At 67.3% G+C, this 22,238-nt stretch carries 20 protein-coding genes and 1 pseudogene; 11 read left to right on the top strand and 10 right to left on the bottom strand.

Features of this window, described 5'->3' with window-relative positions; translation table 11 throughout:
* Window positions 1–15: 15 nt before the first annotated feature.
* Entirely contained in the window at window positions 16–798 is a 783-nt protein-coding gene (locus tag ABIE04_RS11675; protein WP_354550231.1) for an enoyl-CoA hydratase/isomerase family protein, read from the bottom strand.
* 167 nt (window positions 799–965) lie between these two features.
* On the opposite strand from ABIE04_RS11675, the gene ABIE04_RS11680 reads away from it, so the two are divergent.
* From ABIE04_RS11680 to ABIE04_RS11690, 3 genes and pseudogenes are all read left to right on the top strand, one after another.
* The gene (locus ABIE04_RS11680) at window positions 966–1,682 is read left to right on the top strand and encodes an FKBP-type peptidyl-prolyl cis-trans isomerase (RefSeq protein WP_354550233.1); all 717 of its coding nucleotides are present in this window, start codon (window positions 966–968) and stop codon (window positions 1,680–1,682) included.
* A 40-nt stretch (window positions 1,683–1,722) separates the two neighbouring features.
* Window positions 1,723–2,504, top strand: a pseudogene (locus ABIE04_RS11685) (NUDIX hydrolase).
* Entirely contained in the window at window positions 2,501–3,355 is an 855-nt protein-coding gene (locus tag ABIE04_RS11690) for a sulfurtransferase (protein WP_354550235.1), read from the top strand. The pseudogene ABIE04_RS11685 and the gene ABIE04_RS11690 overlap by 4 nt, the downstream one beginning before the upstream one ends.
* A gap of 60 nt (window positions 3,356–3,415) precedes the next feature.
* Here the strand turns inward: ABIE04_RS11690 and ABIE04_RS11695 are convergent, their stop codons facing one another.
* On the bottom strand, window positions 3,416–4,180 hold the full coding sequence (locus tag ABIE04_RS11695) for an enoyl-CoA hydratase/isomerase family protein (RefSeq protein ID WP_354550237.1): 765 nt from the start codon (window positions 4,178–4,180) through the stop codon (window positions 3,416–3,418).
* 18 nt (window positions 4,181–4,198) lie between these two features.
* Entirely contained in the window at window positions 4,199–5,659 is a 1,461-nt protein-coding gene (locus ABIE04_RS11700; protein WP_354550238.1) for a DUF4139 domain-containing protein, read from the bottom strand.
* Window positions 5,660–5,852: 193 nt separating this feature from the next.
* On the opposite strand from ABIE04_RS11700, the gene ABIE04_RS11705 reads away from it, so the two are divergent.
* On the top strand, window positions 5,853–6,353 hold the full coding sequence (locus ABIE04_RS11705; protein ID WP_354550240.1) for a GNAT family N-acetyltransferase: 501 nt from the start codon (window positions 5,853–5,855) through the stop codon (window positions 6,351–6,353).
* A gap of 1 nt (window position 6,354) precedes the next feature.
* Here ABIE04_RS11705 and ABIE04_RS11710 read toward each other — a convergent pair whose 3' ends face one another.
* The 3 genes from ABIE04_RS11710 to uvrA are packed head-to-tail and all read right to left on the bottom strand — an operon-like array spanning window position 6,355 to window position 10,379.
* On the bottom strand, window positions 6,355–6,990 hold the full coding sequence (locus ABIE04_RS11710) for a helix-turn-helix transcriptional regulator (protein WP_354550242.1): 636 nt from the start codon (window positions 6,988–6,990) through the stop codon (window positions 6,355–6,357).
* A 6-nt stretch (window positions 6,991–6,996) separates the two neighbouring features.
* The gene (locus tag ABIE04_RS11715) at window positions 6,997–7,440 is read right to left on the bottom strand and encodes an acyl-CoA thioesterase (protein ID WP_354550244.1); all 444 of its coding nucleotides are present in this window, start codon (window positions 7,438–7,440) and stop codon (window positions 6,997–6,999) included.
* Window positions 7,437–10,379, bottom strand: coding sequence for an excinuclease ABC subunit UvrA (gene uvrA, locus ABIE04_RS11720; RefSeq protein ID WP_354550246.1), 2,943 nt, complete (start codon window positions 10,377–10,379; stop codon window positions 7,437–7,439). The genes ABIE04_RS11715 and uvrA overlap by 4 nt, the downstream gene beginning before the upstream one ends.
* A 132-nt stretch (window positions 10,380–10,511) precedes the next feature.
* On the opposite strand from uvrA, the gene ABIE04_RS11725 reads away from it, so the two are divergent.
* The 6 genes from ABIE04_RS11725 (at window position 10,512) to ABIE04_RS11750 (ending at window position 14,363) form a co-directional block, all read left to right on the top strand.
* Complete coding sequence (locus ABIE04_RS11725) at window positions 10,512–11,024, top strand: DUF2059 domain-containing protein (protein WP_354550248.1); 513 nt, start codon at window positions 10,512–10,514, stop codon at window positions 11,022–11,024.
* Window positions 11,025–11,181: 157 nt separating this feature from the next.
* A complete protein-coding gene (rplU, locus tag ABIE04_RS11730; RefSeq protein ID WP_056384909.1) occupies window positions 11,182–11,496 on the top strand; it encodes a 50S ribosomal protein L21 in 315 nt (104 codons plus the stop codon).
* Window positions 11,497–11,515: 19 nt separating this feature from the next.
* Window positions 11,516–11,773 (top strand): 50S ribosomal protein L27, encoded by a 258-nt coding sequence (rpmA, locus tag ABIE04_RS11735; RefSeq protein ID WP_149363639.1) that lies wholly within the window; start codon window positions 11,516–11,518, stop codon window positions 11,771–11,773.
* 170 nt (window positions 11,774–11,943) lie between these two features.
* A complete protein-coding gene (gene cgtA, locus ABIE04_RS11740) occupies window positions 11,944–13,023 on the top strand; it encodes an Obg family GTPase CgtA (protein ID WP_354550251.1) in 1,080 nt (359 codons plus the stop codon).
* A 190-nt stretch (window positions 13,024–13,213) separates the two neighbouring features.
* Window positions 13,214–13,543 (top strand): cupredoxin domain-containing protein, encoded by a 330-nt coding sequence (locus tag ABIE04_RS11745; RefSeq protein WP_354550253.1) that lies wholly within the window; start codon window positions 13,214–13,216, stop codon window positions 13,541–13,543.
* Between the two features lie 4 nt (window positions 13,544–13,547).
* Window positions 13,548–14,363 carry an FTR1 family iron permease gene (locus ABIE04_RS11750; protein ID WP_354550255.1) on the top strand — a complete coding sequence of 272 codons (816 nt, stop codon included), beginning with the start codon at window positions 13,548–13,550 and terminating at the stop codon, window positions 14,361–14,363.
* Between the two features lie 13 nt (window positions 14,364–14,376).
* On the opposite strand, the gene ABIE04_RS11755 is transcribed toward ABIE04_RS11750, so the two are convergent.
* From ABIE04_RS11755 to ABIE04_RS11765, 3 genes are all read right to left on the bottom strand, one after another.
* Window positions 14,377–15,984, bottom strand: coding sequence for a carboxyl transferase domain-containing protein (locus ABIE04_RS11755; RefSeq protein WP_354550257.1), 1,608 nt, complete (start codon window positions 15,982–15,984; stop codon window positions 14,377–14,379).
* Window positions 15,985–16,137: 153 nt separating this feature from the next.
* Complete coding sequence (locus ABIE04_RS11760) at window positions 16,138–16,530, bottom strand: hypothetical protein (protein ID WP_214556955.1); 393 nt, start codon at window positions 16,528–16,530, stop codon at window positions 16,138–16,140.
* Window positions 16,531–16,686: 156 nt separating this feature from the next.
* The gene (locus ABIE04_RS11765; RefSeq protein WP_354550260.1) at window positions 16,687–17,871 is read right to left on the bottom strand and encodes an acetyl-CoA C-acyltransferase; all 1,185 of its coding nucleotides are present in this window, start codon (window positions 17,869–17,871) and stop codon (window positions 16,687–16,689) included.
* Window positions 17,872–18,099: 228 nt separating this feature from the next.
* On the opposite strand from ABIE04_RS11765, the gene ABIE04_RS11770 reads away from it, so the two are divergent.
* The gene (locus ABIE04_RS11770; RefSeq protein WP_354550262.1) at window positions 18,100–20,946 is read left to right on the top strand and encodes a S8 family serine peptidase; all 2,847 of its coding nucleotides are present in this window, start codon (window positions 18,100–18,102) and stop codon (window positions 20,944–20,946) included.
* A gap of 66 nt (window positions 20,947–21,012) precedes the next feature.
* On the opposite strand, the gene ABIE04_RS11775 is transcribed toward ABIE04_RS11770, so the two are convergent.
* Entirely contained in the window at window positions 21,013–22,170 is a 1,158-nt protein-coding gene (locus tag ABIE04_RS11775) for an isovaleryl-CoA dehydrogenase (RefSeq protein ID WP_354550264.1), read from the bottom strand.
* Window positions 22,171–22,238 lie beyond the last annotated feature (68 nt).

Genomic DNA, 22,238 nt, shown 5'->3' on the forward strand with positions numbered 1-22,238 from the left:
ACGCGATGGCTCGGCTCAACGCCCGGTGAACTGCGGCTTGCGTTTTTCCAGGAATGCCGTGGTGCCTTCGCGCATGTCCCCGGTGGAGAACGCCAGCGCGAAACCCTGCGTCTCGAACTCCAGGCCCTGGTCGATCGCGGTCTCACCACCTTGCAGCACGGCGTCGAGGATGCCGGCGGCGGCCAACGGCGCAGCCGCGGCGAGCTGGTCGGCCAGCGTGTTCACGGCTTCGTCCAGCGCCTCGGGCGCGACCACGCGGGTGACGATGCCAAGCTCGTACGCACGCTGCGCGTTGATCGGCGCGCCGGTCAGGCACAGCTCCAGCGCCGCGCCGCGGCCGGCCAGGCGCAGCAGGCGCTGGGTGCCGCCGAAACCGGGGATCAGGCCGAGGTTGATTTCCGGCTGGCCGAACTTCGCCTTCTCGCTGGCCACGCGCAGGTGGCAGGCCATCGCCAGCTCCATGCCGCCGCCGAGCGCGAAACCCTGGACGCGCGCGATCACCGGCTTGCCGAGCCGCTCGATCGACGTCATCAGGCGCTGGCCGGCGCGCGAGAAGCCCTGCGCCTGCACCGGCGTGTAGCCGTTCATTTCGGCGATGTCGGCGCCGGCGACGAACGCCTTCTCGCCGGCGCCGGTCAACACCACCACGCGCACGGCGTCGTCCTGCGCGGCCTGCGCAAACACCAGGCCCAGCTCGTTGAGGGTGTCGCGGTTCAACGCGTTGAGCTTGTCCGGGCGGTTGACCACGATCGTGCGCACTGCGCCGCGGTTGCTGATTTCCAGATTGCGATAGGCCATGAGCGATTCCCGGTGGATGCAGAACGGCAAATGGTAGCAGCGGGAACCTTTGCCGCCGCGGGGTTTCTCAAGCCACGAGCGCCAGCGCTGCACGAATCGCGCGAACCGCTTAGGATGAACCGTCAGGATCGATTGTCGCGATAGGGAAAGGCCCGGTGGAGAAAGGCATGACACATCTGCGTTGCGGGTTGCTGGGCGCAGTGCTGTTGCTGGGCGGCGTGGCGCATGCGCAAAGTGCCGTGCCGACGACGAAGCCCGACAAGGCGAAGTTGTCGTACGCGATCGGCTACCAGATCGGCAGCCAGTTTGCCGACGGCAAGCCGGACGTGGAAATCCCGGTGCTGGTGCGGGCGATCCAGGACGCCTACGCCAGGCGCCATCCCAGCGTGTCGATGCAGGACATGCATCAGCAATTGCAGCGGCTCGACCAGCAGATGCATGCCGATGCGCTGGCCGAGTTCAAGCGGGTCGCCGCTGCCAACGCGCGGAAGAGCGCGCAGTACATGGCGCAGAACCGGCAGCGGCCCGGCGTGGTGCAGCTGCCGTCGGGCATCCAGTACGCCGTGCTCAGCGCGGGCAGCGGCAAGACCAGCCCCACGGTCACCAGCACGGTCACCGTGAACTACCGCGGCATGCTGGTGGACGGCACTGAGTTCGACAGCACCTGGGCGCATGGCGCGCCGGTCAGCTTCACCGTCGACAAGGTGATCCGCGGCTGGCAGGACGTGATCCCGCGCATGCACGTGGGCGACCGCTGGAAAGTGGTGATCCCGCCGCAGCTGGCCTACGGCGAGACCGGCGCGTTGCCGCGGATCGGCCCGAACGAAGCGCTGGTGTTCGAGATCGAGCTGCTCGCGATCAAGCCGGATACAGGCAAGCCCTGAGAACCTGCTCGACGCCCCTGCGGTGGTAGCATGGCGAGGCATGCCGAACGCCCCGATCCCCGCCGAAACGCCGCCACTGACACCCTGCATCGGCACCTGCCGGCTGGATGCACGCGGCTATTGCATCGGCTGCCAGCGCAACGGCGACGAAATCGGCCGCTGGCGCACGATGAGCGATGCCGAACGGCTGCACGTGATGCGCGATATCCTGCCGCTGCGCAGGACCTCATGATCGACGAGTTAGTCAAGGCGCTGCTGCCGTTGTCGGCGCCGCCGACCGGGCCGGGCTGGAACCACGCGGACATGTCCCGGCTGCTCGGCAGCAGCCGGCGCTTGCCCGCCGCGGTGCTGGTGGGCTTTCGCGAAGGCGTGCAGCCGCGACTGGTGCTTACCGTGCGCACCGATAGCCTGCAGGCGCATGCCGGCCAGGTGGCCTTCCCCGGCGGGCGCAGCGACCCGGACGATGGCGATGCGCTCGCTACCGCATTGCGTGAAAGCGAGGAGGAGATCGGTCTCGACCGCACGCTGGTGACGCCGCTGGGCTATCTCGATCGCTTCGAAACGATCAGCGGCTTCTGCGTCACGCCGGTGGTGGCGAAGATTGCGGCCGGGGCGCAGCTGTATCCGGCGCCGGACGAGGTGGCCGAAGTGTTCGAGGTGCCGCTGGCGTTCCTGCTGGAGCCGGCCAACCTGCGCCGCTATACGATGGAATTCCGCGGCCACCAGCGGCCGATGGTGGAATTCATCCACGGCGGCCACCGCATCTGGGGCGCCACCGCCGCGATGCTGTACAACCTGCTGCAGAGGATGGGACGCACATGACGCTGAAAACCACCCTGATCGATGTCGCCGCGCTGGCCGCGTTGCCGGCGGACGAGGTACTGGTCGTCGACTGCCGCGTCGACCTGGCCGACCGCGCGCAGGGCGAGCGCAGCTACCTGGCTGGGCATATTCCCGGTGCCGTGTTCGCCGACCTCGAACGCGACCTTTCCGACATGTCGCGCGTGCCCGAGGGATTGGGCCGGCATCCGCTGCCGTCGGCGGCAGCGTTCAGTGCCGTGCTTGGCCGCTGGGGTTGGGCGCCGAACCTGCAGGTGGTGTGCTACGACACCGGGCCGGGTGCGTTGGCGGCGGCGCGGCTGTGGTGGCTGCTGCGGCTGGCCGGCGTGCATGCGGTGGCGGTGCTGGACGGCGGTTTCGCCGCGTGGCAGGCGGCCGGACAGCCGGTGGAAACCGTCGTCCGCCCGCGCATACCCACCCAGGTGACGCTGGCCTACGATGCGCGGCAGGTGATCGTCGACCACGCGGCCCTGCATGCCGCGCCATCGCCGCTGCTGCTCGACGCCCGCGCCGCCGTGCGCTACCGCGGCGAGGTCGAGCCGCTGGACCGCGCTGCCGGCCATGTGCCGGGGGCGCGCAACCGGCCGTACGCCGACAACCTGTTTGCCGACGGGCACTTCAAGCCGCCGGCGCAACTGCGCGAGGAATTCGCCGCGGTGCTGGGTGACGCCACGCCCGACCAGGTCGTGCACATGTGCGGCTCCGGCGTCACCGCCTGCTACAACCTGCTGGCCATGGAACACGCCGGCCTGCACGGCTCGCGGCTTTACGCACCGTCGTGGAGCGGCTGGGTCAGCGACCCGTCGCGGCCGGTGGCGAAAGGCGAAGAGTGAGTGGAAAAGCAGGAGTGAGAAACGAATGGCGGCGCGCTCTCGTTTCTCACTCCTCGCCACTCACTTTTCGCTCTTGCTCTTCAGCCGAGCTACCAACTGCTGCAGCACCGCCTGCGTCTGCGGGTGGAAGAACTCGTCGACGAAATCATCCAGCGGCAACGCGTCCAGGTCGGCATAGGCGGCGGCGAGGTCGGCGCGGGCCAGCGTGCGGGTGGCGAGCATCGCGTGTGACGGCAAGGCCAGCAGTTCGCCCAGCCAGTGCAGGGCGCGCGTGGTGACCTGATCGACGCCGGTGAGTTCGTCGACGAAGCCGCAGGCCAGTGCTTCGCCGGCCTCGATCATGGCGCCGGCGACCAGCAGCCGCTCGGCGCGGTAGGTACCGACCACGCGGCGCAGCGCCAGCTGGATCGACTCGGGCACGATCAGCCCGACCTGCACTTCGTTCAGGCCGATCCGGTACGGGCCTTCGGCCATCACCCGGTAGTCGCAGAACAGCGCCAGCACCGCGCCGCCGGCCGGGCTGTGGCCGGTGATCGCCGCCACCAGCGGGATCGGTGCGTGCGCCAGGGTGGCGCACAGCGCGAAGAACTCGCGCCAGTATTCGCGCACGCCGGCGCGGTCGCAGCCGAGCAGCGCCGGTACATCGACGCCGGCGGAGAACAGCCCCTGCGCGCCGGACAGCACGATGCCGCGCACGCCGCCCTGCACGGCATCGTCGAGGGCAGCGTGCAACGCGCGCAGCAGCTCCAGGTTCAGTGCGTTGACCGGCGGGCGAGCGAGCTGGATCTCGCGGATCCCGTTGTCATGGTTGGTGATGTTGAGCATGGAGAACTCCGGTCGGGATTATTGCGGCTGTTCGTCGGCGGTCCAGCTGTAGCGCACCGCGTAGTCCAGCACGGCCTTGCCGTTGGCCGGCACGTCGACGCGGAACTCCAGCGTGTCCGGCGTCTGTTCGCTCGGCTTGCTGCTGGACGAAACCAGCGTCCACTGGCGCCAGCGACTGGGATGCTCGCGCACGGTCACCGTGCGCGCGCTGTCGCCGGCATTGCTGAGGCTGATGCGGAATGCCTCGTCCAGGGTGCGGCCGGCCTTGTCGGTGCTGAAGGCGGTGCGCTCGCGCTCGGCGCGCAGGTCGAACGCGGTGCCCAGGGTGATGGACGCGTCGCTGCCTTTCGGGGTGTCGTCGATGCGGCCCTCGCCGATGAATTGCGGCGTGCCGTTCCTGTCGGCGGTGAGCACGCGCAGAAAGCCGGCCGGCAGGCTGTCGAACGCCTTCAGCTTCAGCGTGCTGACGATGGCGCTGCCGCCGCCCTGGTTGAAGTCGCGGCTGAGGATCGGCTTTTGCGGCTGGAAGCTGTTGCCGTTCTCGTACAGCGCGGTGCGCACGCAATCCAGCGTGCGCACCGCATACAGCGGCACCTGGCTGACGCTGCCGTCGGGCAGCTCGACCGCGGCGGGCAGGGTGTAGCTGCGGTAGTCGCCCACGCTGTCCTGCTGCGGCATGTCGGCGCTCTCGGCCTTGGCGCTGTAGCCGCGCGCCATCGCCATCATCGGCCGCGGTGCCGACGCCTTGGCCATGTTCGGTTCGCCGGCGATCAGGGTGACCTGGGCATCGTGCCAGTCGCGGCCACTGCGGTTGGCGATGCTGGCGCGCGACTCGAACTGCATGCGGCAGGCCGCACCGGGTTGCAGCGTCGCCACGTAGGCGGCCCGCCAGCCGAGGCCGGAGGTGGGGTAGCTGAGCACGGCGCGGGTCGCTCCGGCGCGCGCGGCGTCCACGCGCAGGCTGAGGCTGGAGCCGGTGGGAAAATCCGCGCCACTGCTGCGTACGGCGGCATAGTTGCTGACCAGGGTGGTATGGCCGTTGTCGCGCACCAACAGGGCGTCGCCCGCCCGCAGCAAGGTGCCGCTGGCCAGCGGCAGACCGCCGGCACCGAGGACGTCCACGCTGTGGCCGATCAGTCCGGTCAACGCGGCGCCGGTTCCCTGCGCCAGCAACAGACGCTGCGAAATCACCTTCGCGCTGCCGTCGGGGAAGCCCAGTGCCAGCGCCTCGGCGTCGAGCGAATTCGGCAGGTCTCCGACCATCACATCGTGCGTGCCGGCCGCGAGATTCAGCGAGCGCTGTTCGCGCACCACCGCATAGCCGTCCCCGACGTCGCCGCCTCCATGGCTGGCGTACAGGGCGGCACTGTCGCTGCGATACAGGGTGAGCGCGGTGGTATCGGCGGCATATGCCGGCCATGCGCCGGCCAGGGCAGTGATGCAGGCGAAGGCGAGGGCGGAGCGATGTGCTGTCGTCATGAGGCGCATTCCATCGTGGGGACCGGATCGCCATCATAGCGACGGCACGTGCATGCGTGCGTCGACTGCGTCGCTGCGTGCCGAGGGATGCCGATATTTGTGCCGGTTCCCATGCTGTTGGTCTGGATTGTCCAAGCGTGGATGGCGCGGATTCACTATCGTGGTGTGCGGATTCCTTGTGGACGCCCCGACCATGGCTGCAACTTCGACGATCGAAATCTCACCCGCCCGCATGCCGGACGACATCGAGACCGTGCGCGGGCTGTTCGCGGAGTACGTCGACAGCCTCGGCATCGATCTTTCCTTCCAGGACGTGGGTGCGGAGCTGGCGCAGTTGCCCGGCAAGTACGCGCCGCCGCGGGGCGCGATCCTGATCGCGCGCGACGACGCGGGAGCGGCCCTGGGTTGCGTGGCGCTGCGACCCTGGTCGCAGCCGGGCGTATGCGAGATCAAGCGTCTCTATGTGCGACCCGCGGCGCGCGGACAGGCGCTGGGACGGCGACTGGCCGAGGCGGTGATCGCCTGGGCGGCCCGTGCCGGCTACGTGCGCGTGCTGCTGGACACGCTGGCCTCGATGCAGGCGGCCCGGCAACTCTATGTCGCGCTGGGGTTTCGTCCGGTGGGGGCGTATTACGACAACCCGGTGCCAGGCACGTTGTACATGGCGCTGGAGCTCGAGCCGGGAACGGCCTGAGCTACGCCGCCGCCCAGCCCGCGCGGAAAACGGCGGGAGTCATGCCGAACGTCTTCACGAATTCGCGGTTGAGATGGGCCTGGTCGTAGAAACCCGCGTCGAGCGCCGCCTCGATGACCGGTGCGCGATTGCGCAACGACGCTTTGGCCTTGTGCAGGGCCAGCAGGACGTGGAAGTTGTGCAGGCTGGTGCCGGTCTCGCGGCGGAACGCGCGTGCCAGGTGGCCGGCGGAAACCGCGCAGGCTTGCGCGATCGCTTCCACGTCGGTGTGCAGCGAGGGGCGCCCGCTCAGCAAGGCCCTGGCCTGCGCGCCAAGCGCATCGTGAGGGCCGTCGGCAGGGGCGTTCTTCGTGGTGGGCGGCACGAAGCGCGAGCTGAAAGCCCAGCCGCTGCCGTCCACCGGCTCGAAGCGGTGGATCACGCCGGCCGGTACCACGACGGTGTCGCCGGCGACGACTTCGCGGCAGGTCGTCGGAAGGCGCAGCCGTGCCCGGCCGGCCAGCACCAGCACGATCTCGTCGCCAGCGTGGAAGTGCGGCCGGAAGCGCCAGGCGTGGCGCGCGCCCGCGATCGTCTCGACCCGGCCGGCTCCGTCCGGGCTGACCGTGAATGAAGTGCGGGCGGCTGCGGCGTGCATGGGCGGCTATGCGATGGCGGCGCGGATCGCCTCGGGCAACGGCACCGGCTTGCCGCTGGCCGGGTCCATCCACACCATCACCACGTGGCCGTCGCAGTACAGCTGGTCGGGATGTTCGGCGTCGATCACCCGGTGCGCGAGCGTCATCGAGCTGTTGCCCGCGCGCTCGCAGAATAGCTGCACCTGCAACTGTGCGGGCCATGCGATGGGGCGGCGATAGTTGACTTGGCTGGCGGCCATCACCGGCATCGCCTGGTCGTCGAACCACGGCCCGGGCACGTGGCTCAGCCACTGCAGCCGGGCCTCTTCGAGGTAGGTGAGGTAGTTGGAATTATTGACGTGATTGAACGCGTCGAGGTCACGCCAGCGCACGCCGATCGAGGCGACGAACAGGGGGGCGTCGGACGCGCCGGTTCCGTTTTCGGCGATGCCGGTCGAATGGTCGCTCATGAAGGCTTCTTCTTTTTTCCGCTGCCGCGCATCGGCTTGTACTTGTCGGCCGAGGCGATGTGCTTGGTGGCGGCCTTGACCCGCGTGGCGGCACCCGGCTTCTTCGGCTTGGCTGGCTTCAGGTGCGGCGCGAGGAAATGGCCGGTGTGCGATTCGGGCGTGGCCGCCACGGTTTCCGGTGTGCCGGAAACCAGGATGCGGCCGCCACCGGCACCGCCCTCGGGGCCGAGGTCGACGATCCAGTCGGCGGTCTTGATCACGTCGAGATTGTGCTCGATCACCACCACCGTGTTGCCCTGGTCGACCAACTGGTGCAGCACGTCGAGCAACTGCTCGATGTCGTGGAAGTGCAGGCCGGTGGTGGGCTCGTCGAGGATGTACAGGGTGCGGCCGGTGTCGCGTTTGGACAGTTCCTTGGACAGCTTCACGCGCTGCGCCTCGCCGCCGGACAAGGTGGTCGCGCTCTGGCCGAGCTTGATGTAGTCGAGGCCGACAGCGCGCAGGGTGTCGAGCTTGCGCGCGATGGTCGGCACGTTCTCGAACAGCTTCAGCGCGTCCTCCACCGTCATGTCGAGCACGTCGGCGATGGTGTGGCCCTTGTACAGGATCTCCAGCGTCTCGCGGTTGTAGCGCTTGCCGTGGCAGACGTCGCAGGGTACGTAGACGTCGGGCAGGAAGTGCATCTCCACCTTGATCATGCCGTCGCCCTCGCACGCCTCGCAGCGGCCGCCGCGCACGTTGAAGCTGAAGCGGCCCGGCGTGTAGCCGCGCGAACGTGCCTCGGGCACCTGCGCGAACATCTCGCGCAGCGGGGTGAACAGGCCGGTGTAGGTGGCCGGGTTGGAACGCGGCGTGCGGCCGATCGGCGACTGGTCGATGTCGACCACCTTGTCGAACAGCTCCATGCCGTCGACGGACTTGTAGGGTGCCGACTGGGTGCCGGCGCCGTTGAGTTCGGCCGCGGCCAGGCGGAACAGGGTGTCGTTGACCAGGGTCGACTTGCCCGAGCCGGACACGCCGGTGACGCAGGTGAACAGGCCGGCCGGGATGGCCAGGTCGACGTGCTTCAGGTTGTTGCCGCTGGCGCCTTTCAGGCGCAGCCACGCGTCGTTGTCGATCGGCTGGCGGCGTTCCTTCGGCACTTCGATCGCACGTTCGCCGGAGAGGAACTGGCCGGTCACCGAGCGCGGCGAGTCGAGCATGTCCTGCACCGTGCCCTGCGCCACGATCTCGCCGCCGTGCACGCCGGCGCCAGGGCCGATGTCGAGCACGTGGTCGGCCATGCGGATCGCGTCCTCGTCGTGCTCGACCACGATCACCGTGTTGCCGAGGTCGCGCAGGCGGGTCAGCGTGCCGAGCAGGCGCTCGTTGTCGCGCTGGTGCAGGCCGATCGAGGGTTCGTCCAACACGTACATCACGCCGACCAGGCCGGCACCGATCTGCGAGGCCAGGCGGATGCGCTGCGCCTCGCCGCCGGACAGCGAGTCGGCCTGGCGGTCGAGGGTGAGGTAGTTCAGGCCCACGTCGTTGAGGAAGGTCAGCCGCTCACGGATCTCCTTGACGATCTTCACCGCAATCTCGCCGCGCCACCCGGCAAGCTTCAATTCCTCGAAGAACGCCAGTGCGTCGTCGATCGAGCGCGAGGTGAGCGAGGGCAGCGCATGGTCGGCGACGAACACGTTGCGCGCCGAGCGGTTCAGTCGCTGGCCGGCGCACTCGGGGCAGGGCTGGTCGCTGATGTACTTGGCCAGCTCCTCGCGCACGGCGGCGGATTCGGTTTCCTTGTAGCGCCGCTCCAGGTTCGGCAGGATGCCCTCGAACGCATGCTCGCGGGTGACCTTGCCGCCGCGCTCGGTGATGTAGCGGAACGCGATCCTGTCCTTGCCGCTGCCGTACAGGATGGCCTTCTGGACGTCCGCGGGAAGCTTCTGCCACGGCGTGTCCACGTCGAAGCCGTAGTGCGCGGCCAGCGACAGGATCAGCTGGAAGTAATGCGCGTTGCGCCGGTCCCAGCCGCGCACCGCGCCGTTGGACAACGGCAGCTCGGGATGGCCGACCACGCGCGCCGCATCGAATACCTGGGTCACGCCCAGGCCGTCGCAGGACGGGCAGGCGCCGACCGGCGAGTTGAACGAGAACAGGCGTGGCTCCAGTTCCGGCAGCGAATAGTCGCAGACCGGGCAGGAATAGCGCGAGGACAGCAGCTGTTCTTGTGCTTTCGGATCATCCATGTTCGCGACGATCACCAGGCCGTCACCCAGCCGCAACGCGGTCTCGAAGGATTCGGCCAGGCGTTGCTTGATGTCCTCGCGCGGGCGGAAGCGGTCGATCACCACTTCGATGGTGTGCTTCTGGCGCAGGGTCAGCGGCGGCACCGCGTCCAGGTCGTATACGGCGCCGTCGACGCGGGCGCGCACGAAGCCCTGCGCGCGCAGCTGCTCGAACACCTGCACGTGCTCGCCCTTGCGCTCGCGGATCACCGGCGCCAGCAGCATGTAGCGCTGCTCCGGATCCAGCGCCAGCGTGCTGTCCACCATCTGGCTCACCGTCTGTGCTTCCAGCGGGATGCCGTGGTCGGGGCAGCGCGGCGTGCCGACGCGGGCGTACAGCAGGCGCAGGTAGTCGTACACCTCGGTGATCGTGCCGACGGTGGAGCGTGGGTTGTGCGAGGTGGATTTCTGCTCGATCGAGATCGCCGGCGACAGGCCTTCGATGTGGTCGACGTCGGGCTTCTCCATCATCGACAGGAACTGCCGCGCGTACGCCGACAGCGATTCGACGTAGCGCCGCTGGCCTTCGGCGTAGATCGTGTCGAACGCCAGCGACGACTTGCCGGAGCCGGACAGGCCGGTGATCACGATCAGTTTGTCGCGCGGGAGGTCGAGGTCGATATTCTTGAGGTTGTGCGTGCGTGCGCCGCGGATGCGAATGGTGTCCATGGACGCCGGATATGGGGGGGATCGTTTACTATACCAAGGAGTTTCGATAGTTCATTGTGTTGGTTGATGGAGTGCCCGGTGGATTCCGGTTTCATGGCCATGCTCGCCATGGCCGAATGTGGGAGGTAAATCATGCGGAAGTGGGTGGGAATGGCGGCCGGCGCGGTGCTGGCGCTGGGGACAGCGGGCCAGGTCATGGCGGCACAGCCGAGCGAAAAGCAGGTGCGCCAGTTGTTCCAGGTGATGCACATGGAGCGCATGTTCGACCAGATGAACTCGCAGATGGCCGGCGTGATGGGACAGGCGGTGCCGTGCGTGCCGGCGTCGTACTGGCAGGGTTTCATCGACGCCAGCGGCAGCCAGCAGTTGCTCGGGCGGATGGTACCGATCTACCAGCATCACTTCAGCGCCGCCGACGTGGCCGGCCTGCTGAAGTTCTACAAGTCGCCGCTGGGCCAGAAGGTGATCACGCAGATGCCGGTGACCATGGCCGAGGGCATGAAGATCGGCCAGGAATGGGGCCGCGAGCGGGGCCAGGCGATGGTCCGGCAACTGCAGCAGAACGGTACGCTCGACGCCAACGGACGCTGCCCCGCCAGCCCGGCGGCCACCACGCCGAAGCCGGTACCGAAACCGGACCATTGAGCCGCGCAAGCCCCGGCCCACGGCCATCCGGGAGGGTGCGGAGCCGGTTGTGGTCAGTATTTGACCAGTGCGCGGGCAGGTCGTTATAATCCGCAGTTCGCCAGACCCGACAAGGTCATGGCGATACCCAAGAGAATAACGACAGAAGGGCATTCCCATGAGTTACGCAGTCATCAAGACCGGTGGCAAGCAGTACCGTGTGCAGCAGGGCGACGTGCTGCGCGTGGAGCTGTTGACCGCCGAAGAAGGCGCCACTGTGAGCTTTGACCAGGTGTTGCTGGTCGGTTCCGGCGAGTCGGTCACCGTCGGTGCGCCGGTCGTCGAAGGCGCCACCGTCAGCGCCACCGTGCGCAAGCACGGCCGTGCCGACAAGATCCGCATCATCAAGTTCCGCCGCCGCAAGCACTACAAGCGTCAGCAGGGCCATCGGCAGCATTTCACCGAAATCGAGATCACGGGCATCAACGCCTGAGCACCTGGAGCATTGAGTCATGGCACATAAAAAAGGCGTAGGTTCCAGCCGCAACGGTCGCGATTCGAACCCGAAATACCTCGGCGTCAAGATCTACGGCGGCCAGGCCATCGAAGCCGGCAACATCATCGTGCGTCAGCGCGGTACCCAGTTCCACCCGGGCACGGGTGTGGGCCTGGGTCGCGACCACACGCTGTTCGCGCTGGTCGACGGCACCGTCAAGTTCGCCGTCCGCGGCGACAAGAACCGCCGTTTCGTCGACGTCGTCCAGGCGTAAGCCTTCCGCGACGCGATAGCGAAGGCCCCGCTTCGGCGGGGCTTTTCGTTTGCGGCAGGGAATGGGGAATCGGGAATGGTAAAAAGCGGGGTTTCCGCAAGTCCCGTACCCTATCCCGATTGCCAGCTCTTCCTGTTTCCGATTCTCCATTCCCCATTCCCGGCTCTCCCATGAAATTCGTCGACGAAGCAAACATCAAAGTCCAGGCCGGTGACGGCGGCAATGGCTGCATCAGCTTCCGCCGCGAGAAGTTCATCCCGTTCGGCGGTCCCGACGGCGGCGACGGCGGTTTCGGCGGCTCGGTCTGGCTGGTGGCCGACGAGGGGTTGAATACCCTGGTCGACTTCCGTCACCAGCGCAGCTTCAAGGCCAAGCGCGGCGAGAACGGCATGGGCAGCCAGATGTACGGCAAGGGCGGCGAGGACACCACGATCCGCGTGCCGGTCGGCACCATGATCACCAACGTCGACACCGACGAGGTGATCGGCGACCTCACCGCCCACGGCCAGCGCATGCTGGTGGCGCAGGGCGGCAAGGGTGGCCTGGGCAACATCCACTTCAAGACGTCGGTGAACCGGGCGCCGCGCAAGGCCACGCCGGGCACGCCGGGCGAGGCGCGCGAGCTGAAGCTGGAGCTGCGCCTGCTGGCCGACGTCGGCCTGCTCGGCTTCCCGAACGCCGGCAAGTCCACCTTCATCCGTGCGGTGTCCGCGGCGACGCCGCGGGTGGCGGATTACCCGTTCACCACGCTGCATCCGAACCTGGGCGTGGTGAGCCTCGGCACCGACCAGAGCTTCGTGATCGCCGACATCCCCGGCCTGATCGAGGGCGCCTCCGAAGGCGCCGGCCTGGGCATCCAGTTCCTGCGCCACGTGGCGCGCACCAGCTTGCTGCTGCACATCGTCGACATCGCGCCGATCGACGGTTCCGACGTGGCCGCCCAGGTACGTGCGATCGAGCAGGAACTGCAGAAATTCAATCCGGAATTACTGGAGCGTCCGCGCTGGCTAGTGCTCAACAAGGCCGACATGCTGGCCGAGGACGAGCGCCAGGCCGTGGCGGAGAAGATCGTCGCCGAACTGGACTGGACCCAGCCCTGGTTCCTGGTCTCGGCGATCGCCCGCGAGAACACCATGGCCGTGTGCCAGCAGGTGCAGCGCTTCTTCGAGTCGCAACGCGAGGCCAGCGTGGAACGCACCGACATGCTGCCGAACGACGTGCGCCTGCGCGGGGAAGAGCCGCAAGGCTGAGCCTGTCGTTTCGCTGACGCCGCGGCTGATCCAGATCATGGGGGCGGCGGCCTGCCGCTGCCAGAATGCGGTACGGCTTGCCGTCATGACCGAACGAAACCCACCGGCAGCGTGCTTGGCAATGGGGTATCATTCGATCATTGAATGAGAATGACTATCAGTCAATTTTTCCTGATGCAGGAAACCACCCATGAAACGCCTGTTGCCGTTTGTCCTCGCCGCACTACTGCTGCCGCTGCTTGCCAGCGCGGCCGACGTTGCCAGCTACACGCTGACCCTGAAGGATCACCGCTACCAGCCCAGCGAGCTGCGCATTCCCGCGAATGTCCGGATCAAGCTGGAGCTGATCAACCAGGATCCCTCGCCGGAGGAGTTCGAGAGCGACGACTTCCCGGCCGAGAAGATCGTGATGCCGAACAGCCGCACCAGCCTGTTCATCGGCCCGTTCAAGCCCGGACGCTACCGCTTCTATGGCGATTTCCACCAGCCCACCGCGCAGGGCATGTTGGTGGTGGAGTAGAGCCATGTGGGCAGTGGCCTTGCTGGTATTTCGGGAAGTGCTGGAAGCGGCGCTGATCGTCAGCGTGGTGGCGGCAGCCACCCGCGGCGTGCCGCGGCGCGGCTGGTTCGTCGGCGGCGGCATCGCGCTGGGAATCTTCGGCGCGGTGCTGGTGGCGTTATCGGCCGACCTGCTGGCCGCGGCATTCAGCGGCGTCGGGCAGGAGCTGTTCAACGCCGGCGTACTGCTGGCGGCGGTGCTGATGATCGGCTGGCACGTGCTGTGGATGTCCAGCCACGGCCGCGAGCTGGGCCGGCAGATGCAGGTGTTGGGCAACGCGGTGCACAGCGGTGCCAGCTCGTTGGGACTGCTGCTGGTGGTGGTGGCGCTGGCGGTGCTGCGCGAGGGCTCGGAGGTGGTGCTGTTCCTGTACGGCATGCGTGCCGGTGGGGCGGAACACCTGTGGGCCGGGCTGTCGATCGGTGTAGTGGCCGGCGCGGCACTCGGCTTCGCGCTGTATGCGGGCCTGCTGCGCATTCCCGTGCGGCATTTCTTCGGCGCCACCAATGCCATGTTGGTGCTGCTGGCCGCCGGACTGGCTTCGACTGCCGCGCGTTACCTGATCCAGGCCAACCTGCTGCCGGCCTGGGGCCATCAGCTGTGGGACAGCTCCTGGCTGCTCGGCAACGGCTCGCTGCTGGGCCAGACCGCGCACATCCTGGTCGGCTACGACGCCCAGCCGGCTGGCATGCAGCTGGTGTTCTACGCGTCGACGCTGGCTGCGCTGTGGGCCGGCGCGCGGCTGATCCGCCCGATGGAAGCCGTGCGCCAGCCGCGCTGAAAGCCGCCCGGGATTACATGCGGAACACGCCGTAGCGCTGCGGTTCGATCGGTGCGTTGAGCGAGGCGGAGATCGCCAGGCCGAGCACACGGCGGGTGTCGACCGGGTCGATGATGCCGTCGTCCCACAGCCGCGCGCTGGCGTAATAAGGGTGGCCCTGGCGTTCGTACTGGTCGCGCAGCGGGGCCTTGAACGCTTCCTCCTCATCGGCTGACCATTCGCCGCCCTTCGCCTCGATGCCATCGCGCTTCACCGTCGCCAGCACCGAGGCCGCCTGCTCGCCGCCCATCACGCTGATACGCGCATTCGGCCACATCCACAGGAAACGCGCGCCGTACGCGCGGCCGCACATCGCGTAGTTGCCGGCGCCGAAGCTGCCGCCGATCACCACGGTGAACTTGGGTACGTGCGAGCAGGCCACTGCGGTGACCATCTTTGCCCCATCTTTGGCGATGCCCGCCTGCTCGTATTTCTTGCCGACCATGAAGCCGGTGATGTTCTGCAGGAACACCAGCGGCACGTTGCGCTGGTTGCACAGCTCGATGAAGTGCGCACCCTTCAGCGCGCTCTCGGCGAACAGGATGCCGTTGTTGGCGACGATGCCGACCGGGTAGCCATGGATGTGCGCGAAGCCGCAGACCAGGGTCTTGCCGTAGCGCGCCTTGAACTCGTGAAACTCCGAACCGTCGACGATGCGCGCGATCACCTCGCGGATGTCGAACGGGCGACGGGTGTCCTGCGGGATCACGCCGTACAGTTCCTCGGCCGGGTACTTCGGCTCGACCGGGGCGCGCAGCACCAGCGGCATGTCCTTCTTCCGGTTGAGATGGGCCACGATGTCGCGCGCGATCGACAGCGCGTGCGCGTCGTTCTCGGCAAAGTGGTCGGCCACGCCGGAGATGGACGTATGGACGTCTGCGCCGCCAAGCGTCTCGGCGTCGACCACCTCGCCGGTGGCCGCCTTCACCAGCGGCGGCCCGCCGAGGAAGATCGTGCCCTGTTCGCGCACGATGATCGTCTCGTCGCTCATCGCCGGCACGTAGGCGCCGCCCGCGGTGCACGAGCCCATCACCACCGCGATCTGCGGGATGTTGAGCGACGACATCCGCGCCTGGTTGTAGAAGATCCGCCCGAAGTGCTCCTTGTCCGGGAACACCTCGTCCTGCAGGGGCAGGAACGCGCCGCCGGAGTCGACCAGGTAGACGCAGGGCAGGCGGTTCTCCAGCGCCACTTCCTGCGCGCGCAGGTGCTTCTTCACGGTGATCGGGAAATAGGTGCCGCCCTTGACCGTGGCGTCGTTGGCGACCACCACCACCTCGATGCCGTTGACCCGGCCGATGCCGGTGATCAGGCCGGCGGCCGGCGCGGCATCGTCGTACATGCCGTGCGCGGCCAGCGGCGACAGTTCCAGGAACGGCGAGCCCGGGTCGAGCAGGGCGCGGATACGCTCGCGCGGCAGCAGCTTGCCGCGGGCGACGTGTTTCTCGCGCGCCTTCGCACCGCCGCCCTCGGCACTGCGCGTCAGCTCGCGCTGCAGGTCATCCACCACGGCACGCAGCTGGTTGCTGCTGGCCTGGAATTCGGGAGAACGCGGGTCGATCTGCGATGCAATGACGCTCATGGATGCGGACTCACGGATTGACTGCCATCAAGGCCAAACCACGGATAATAGCGGGCGTCGGCCTGCGACCAAAATAAACGGGCGGAAACGGCGAATTACGGGCGAAAAAAAACGGCCGCGCAAGGCGGCCGTTTTTCAGGAAACCGGAGAGGATCAATGACCCTTTGCGGCATCCTTGGCTTTGTCAGCAGCGTCTTTGGCAGCGTCGGCAGCCTTGGCGGCAGCGTCAGCAGCGTTGGTGGCGGCGTCCTTGGCCTGGTCGACAGCAGTGCCGCTAGCGGCCGGAGCTGCGGAAGCTGCGGTGGCAGCCTGTGCAGCCTGGTCGGCGGCCTGACCGGCTGCGTTGGCAGCGGTGGTGGCCTGGTCTGCAGCCTGCTCAGTCGCCGTGGTCGGAGCTGCCGCGGCAGCCTGCTGCGCCGTATCGGCAGCTTGCTGGGCGGTATCAGCCGACTTCTGGGCGTCCTGCGCGGAATCCTGCGCGCCGTTGCTGCATGCCGCCAACAGCGCGACGAGCGCGGCGGCGAGTAGGGTACGCGTAAACTTCATGGTGGATCTCCTTTGCCGTGGAATGCCGTTTGGCCGTGTATTAATAGCGCTTTCGCGGAAATTGCGCCACACCTTTTGTAGTGGAGCTTCAGGGCGTATTAAAAACTGATTTACCCGGCCGTCATGTGGATATCACGCGCTGGTCATGGATCAGCGTCAGTCGATGCACTCCACCGCGACCGCCGTTGCCTCGCCGCCACCGATGCACAGGGACGCGATGCCGCGCTTGAGGCCGCGCGTCTTCAGCGCGTTCAACAAGGTCACCACCAGGCGCGCACCGCTGGCGCCGATCGGGTGGCCCAGCGCGCAGGCGCCGCCGTTGACGTTGAGCTTGTCGTGCGGGATGCCGAGCTCCTTCATCGGGGTCATCGCGACCACGGCAAACGCCTCGTTGATCTCGAACAGGTCGACGTCGCCGACCTTCCAGCCGGCCTTGTCCAATACCTTCTGGATCGCACCGACCGGCGCGGTGGTGAACCATTCCGGCTCCTGCGAATGGGTGGCATGCGCCACGATGCGCGCCAGCGGTTTCAGGCCGCGCTTGCCTGCATCGTCGGCCGACAACAGCACCACCGCGGCGGCGCCGTCGGAGATGCTGGACGAGCTGGCCGCCGTGATCGTGCCGTTCTCCTTGCGGAAGGCCGGTTTCAGGCTGGGGACCTTGGTGATGTCGGAACGGCCGGGCTGCTCGTCGGTGTCGACCACCACGTCGCCCTTGCGGCCGCTCACGGTGACCGGAACGATCTCGCCGGCGAACCCGCCGTTCTGCTGGGCCGCCAATGCGCGCTTGACCGACTCGATCGCGAACGCGTCCTGCGCCTCGCGGGTGAAGTGGTACTTGTCGGCGCACAGTTCGCCGAACACGCCCATCGCCTTGCCGTCGTACGGGTTGGTCAGGCCGTCCCAGGCCATGTGGTCGACCAGCTGGCCGTCGCCGTAGCGGATACCGGTGCGCGCCTGCACCATGTGCGGCGCGTTGGTCATCGACTCCATGCCGCCGGCCACCACCACGGTCGCCGAGCCGGCCTTGATCAGGTCATGGCCCAGCATGATCGCTTTCATGCCCGAGCCGCACACCTTGTTGATCGTGGTGCAGCCGGTGCTGGCCGGCAGGTCGGCGCCCAGCGAAGCCTGCCGCGCCGGCGCCTGGCCCAGGTTGGCGGGCAGCACGCAACCCATGATCACCTCGCTGACGTCGGCCGGGGCCACGCCGGATTGTTCCAGTGCGGCGCGGATCGCCGTGGCGCCGAGCTTCGGGGTGGGGACGCCGGTGAACTGGCCGAGGAAGGAACCGATGGCCGTGCGCTTGGCACCGACGATGACGACGCTGACATCCGACATGGATAACTCCGCTTGCAAGACTCGAGGGGCGCGAACGCCTGACTGATAACCCCGCAATTATCGCAGCCCGCCGCGAAACTCGGCAAACAGCCGCAAGTCCTTGCGGCGCCTGGATTTGCACCCTGTTTCATTGGATTTTCGTTGTGCCAAGATGCACGGCAGGGCAGCACCGTGGCGTATCTGCTACGCCGGCGATGCGTGGGTTGAAACTGCGTTGGCGGGGGATGGATGAAAACGTTCGACTCGGGTTTGCGGCGTCGCGAGATGGCGTGGCTGGTGGCCATGACGCTTGGATTGAGTGCCTGCGGCGGGGGCGGCAACGTCAAACCGACACCACCGCCGACGGTGCCGAGTTCGCCTCCACCGCCAAGCACGCCGACCGATCAGCCGCCGCTGGATGCCCAGCTCACGCTCACCAACGCCGACGCCGCGCACAGCCTGGGCTACACCGGTGCCGGCGTGACCATCGGCGTGGTCGACAGCGGCATCATGCGCAACCATCCGGCGCTGGTCGGGCGGGTCGAGCAGGAATTGATCTACGTCGATCCGTCGACCAACAACACCGCGATCGACGACGTGGTCGGCCACGGCACCTGGGTCTCGCAGATCGCCGCCGGACGGGCGTTCGACAAGTTTCCCGGCGGCATCGCGCCCGGCGCCAGCCTGGTGTCGGCGCGCATCATCAGCGACGTCGAGCCGAAGGACGACGGTTCGGGCCAGGGCAATGCGGTAACCGCCGCCGATGCCGACTTCTTCGCGCAGACGCTCAATCCGGCCCTGATCAACGCCGGCGTGCAAGTGATGAACAACTCCTGGGGCGGCATCTACTGGGATACCACCAACAGCTCGATCAACCAGGCTTTCGCCCAGGCCTACGAGCCGTTCGTGCTGCAGCATGGCGGGCTGGTGGTGTTCGCCGCCGGCAACGACTCGCGCAGCGACCCCAGCGATATCGCCAGCCTGCCCAGCCTGGCGCCGCAACTGGCGCCGGGCTGGCTGGTCGCCGTGGCGGTCGATAGCAACCACCCCAGCCAGCTGGCGAGTTACTCGAACGCCTGCGGCAGGGCGATGACCTACTGCCTGGCCGCGCCGGGCGACGTGATCGTCAGCGACAAGGACGCCGTCGCCGGCATCAGTCCTACCTACTGGGTCGTCAGCGGCACCTCGTTCGCCGCACCGGAAGTCTCCGGCGCCGCCGCACTGGTGTGGCAGGCCTTTCCGTATTTCAGCAACGACCTGGTGCAGCAGACCCTGCTGGGGACCGCCGATGATCTTGGCACGACGGGTGTGGACCCGATATTCGGCTACGGCGAATTGAACGTTGGCCGCGCGGTGAATGGGCCGGCGAAGTTCGACTGGGGTGATGTGACGGTGGACTTCAGCGGCGGGTCAACCTGGAACAATGTCATTTCGGGTGCCGGTGGTTTGATCAAGAAGGGTGGCGGCAGGTTGATCATCACCCAGCCGACCACGTATACGGGCCTGACCAATGTCATGGAGGGCACGCTGGTTGCCGCTGGGATCGGCGGTTCGCTCAACATCAATGCCAACAGTGGCGTCCTCGACACCCACAGCGTCGGTGGCAGTGTCACCAACGGCGGCACACTGATGGTCAATGGCGGTGATGTCACCGTCGGTGGCGACTACGCCCAGGGGCCGAGTGGCTGGCTCTCGCTGGAACTGGGATCGGTGCTGCGTGTTACAGGCAAGGCGACGTTGTCTGCCGCCGGGACTGTCTACCCCGGCCCCGTACTTGAGGTCATTGGTGCGGCCAACGGTTACGTCGCCAACGCACACACGGATGTACTGGTAGCGCAGGGCGGCTTGAGTGGAACCTTCAATTTGCTCGCGCCTGGAGCCGGCGTACTGCTCGATGCCACGCTCAATTACGACGCCACGAGCGCATGGCTGAACGTGACCCAGGTGCAGGCCAGCGCTGTCCCGGCGATGACTTACACCGCCGCTTCGATGGGCGCGGCGGTGCGCGTGGACAATGCGTTCGCGCAGATCAATACGCAGATGGCTGATGCCGGTACCGGTACTGGTGTCGGCGGCGGGCCGGTGGGGACGAGTTTCATTGCCGGAGCGGCCAGTCTGCAGCAGTCGGCCACCCTGGCCACGGCGCAGCGTTCGCTGGAGAGTCTCTCAGGGCAGTTGCATGCCGCCAGCGCGGCGATGATGTTCGAGGCGATCGACGCCGGCACCCGCGCGCTGTCCGGTCGCTTCGAGAGGCTGATTTATACTCCAGTCACCGGTGGCTGGACGCAGAGCCTTGGCTATCAGGGCGACATGTCGCGCAGCGGCTACAACCGTGTCGGTTATGACCTCAGTGGTTTCCTCGTTGGCGCGGACCAGCGGGTCGGCAGCAACGGCATCGCTGGATACGCGCTGGGCCAGAGCCAGGGGCTGGGCCGGTTGGAGGAGAGTGCTGATCAGGGTCACAGCCATTCGCTGGAGGCCATGTTGTACGGCGGCGTCGTGCGAAATGCCTGGTACACGATGGGGCGCTTCGGCGTCGGCAGCTATCGCGAGACCATGCGTCGCCGGGTCGAACTCGGCGGGCAGTCGGCCGGTCTGGCCAGCGATGACAACGGCCGCTATGGTGTTGCTTATGCCGAAAGCGGCTATCGGCTGGCGCTGGGGCGCACGGCGATCACGCCCTACTTCAGCCTGCAATACGCGCAGCTGCAACGCGACGGCTTCAACGAGGTGGGTGCGTATGGTTTCGGCCTGAAGTCGGCGGCGCAGACGGCCGCGCGCTGGCAGGTTGGCACGGGCCTGCGCGCGGCGCGTGAGTGGGTGTTGCTCGGCGGTGGCAGTCTCAGCCTGCAGGGACACATGCTGTGGCAGCAATCGTTCGGCGTGCGTGGCGACGTGTTCGACGCCAGCTTCAGCGGCATCGACCAGTTCGCCCCGGTCGGCGGCATCGGCCTGTCGCGCTACGGCGGCGTGCTCGGCACCACGCTGGACTGGCAGATGTCGCCACGCGCCAGCCTGCAGCTCGGCTACGACCGCTACACCGGCCAGCGCCAGCAGGCGCAGATGGCCACGGCGAACTTCAGCTGGTCGTTCTGATCGCGTTGCCAGTGTTTTTGCAGTTGCCCGCTTCGTAGCGGCGGGCACTGCCCGCCTACCAAGATTTCACGCCTTGCCGTGGAACAGCTCGCGGCCGATCAGCATGCGGCGGATCTCGTTGGTGCCGGCGCCGATCTCGTACAGCTTGGCGTCGCGCAGCAGGCGGCCGGCGGGGAACTCGTTGATATAGCCGTTGCCGCCCAGCGACTGGATCGCCTCCAGCGCGACCTTCACCGCGTTGGTGGATGCGTTGAGCAGGCAGGCGGCCGGGTCGATGCGGGATTTCACGCCGTTGTCGAATTGCTGCGCGACCATGTAGGCGAAGCCGCGCGAACTCTGCAGCGCCGTGTACATGTCGGCGACCTTCGCCTGCATGATCTCGAACGTGCCGATTGGCGCATTGAACTGCTTGCGCTCGCGCACGTACGGCATGGTGATGTCGAGCGCGGCCTGCATCAGGCCGATCGGGCCGCCGGACAGCACCAGCCGTTCGGTGTCCAGCCCGTTCATCAGCACGCGCACGCCTTCGTTGACCTCGCCGACGATGTTCTCGGCCGGGATCTCGCAGTCCTCGAACACCAGCTCGCAGGTGTTCGAGCCGCGCATGCCGAGCTTGTCCAGCTTCTGCGCCGTGCTGAAACCCTTCATGCCCTTCTCGACGATGAAGGCGGTCATGCAGCGGCTGCCGGCGGTGCGCGGCGCGGTGCGCATGTAGACCAGCAACACGTCGGCATCGGGGCCGTTGGTGATCCACATCTTGCTGCCGTTGGCGACCCACACGTCGCCGCGCAGCTCGGCCTTGCAGCTCATCGAGCCGACCACGTCGGAACCGGCGCCCGGTTCGCTCATCGCCAACGCGCCGACGTATTCGCCGCTGCAGAGTTTCGGCAGGTATTTCTGTCGCTGCGCCTCGTTGCCGTTGTGGTAGATGTTGTTGAGGCACAGGTTGGAGTGCGCGCCGTAGGAGAGGCCGACCGAACCGGACGCGCGCGAAATCTCCTCCATCGCCACCATGTGCGCGAGGAAGCCCAGGCCGCTGCCGCCGTATTCTTCCGGCACGGTCACGCCGAGCAGGCCCATCTCGCCGAACTTGTGCCACAGGTCGGCGGGGAACAGGTTGTCGCGGTCGATGCGGTCGGCGCGCGGGGCGATTTCCTTTTCCGCAAACGCATGCACGGACTCGCGCAGCAGGTCGATGTCTTCTCCGAGCGGAAACGGACGCATGGCGAACTCCTTGAATGCAGACCGGCGATTTTAGCGCACGCCGCCTCGCCGCGCCGGCCACGGGCGGG

The sequence above is a fragment of the Rhodanobacter soli genome (assembly GCF_040548735.1).
Taxonomy (GTDB): domain Bacteria; phylum Pseudomonadota; class Gammaproteobacteria; order Xanthomonadales; family Rhodanobacteraceae; genus Rhodanobacter; species Rhodanobacter soli_A.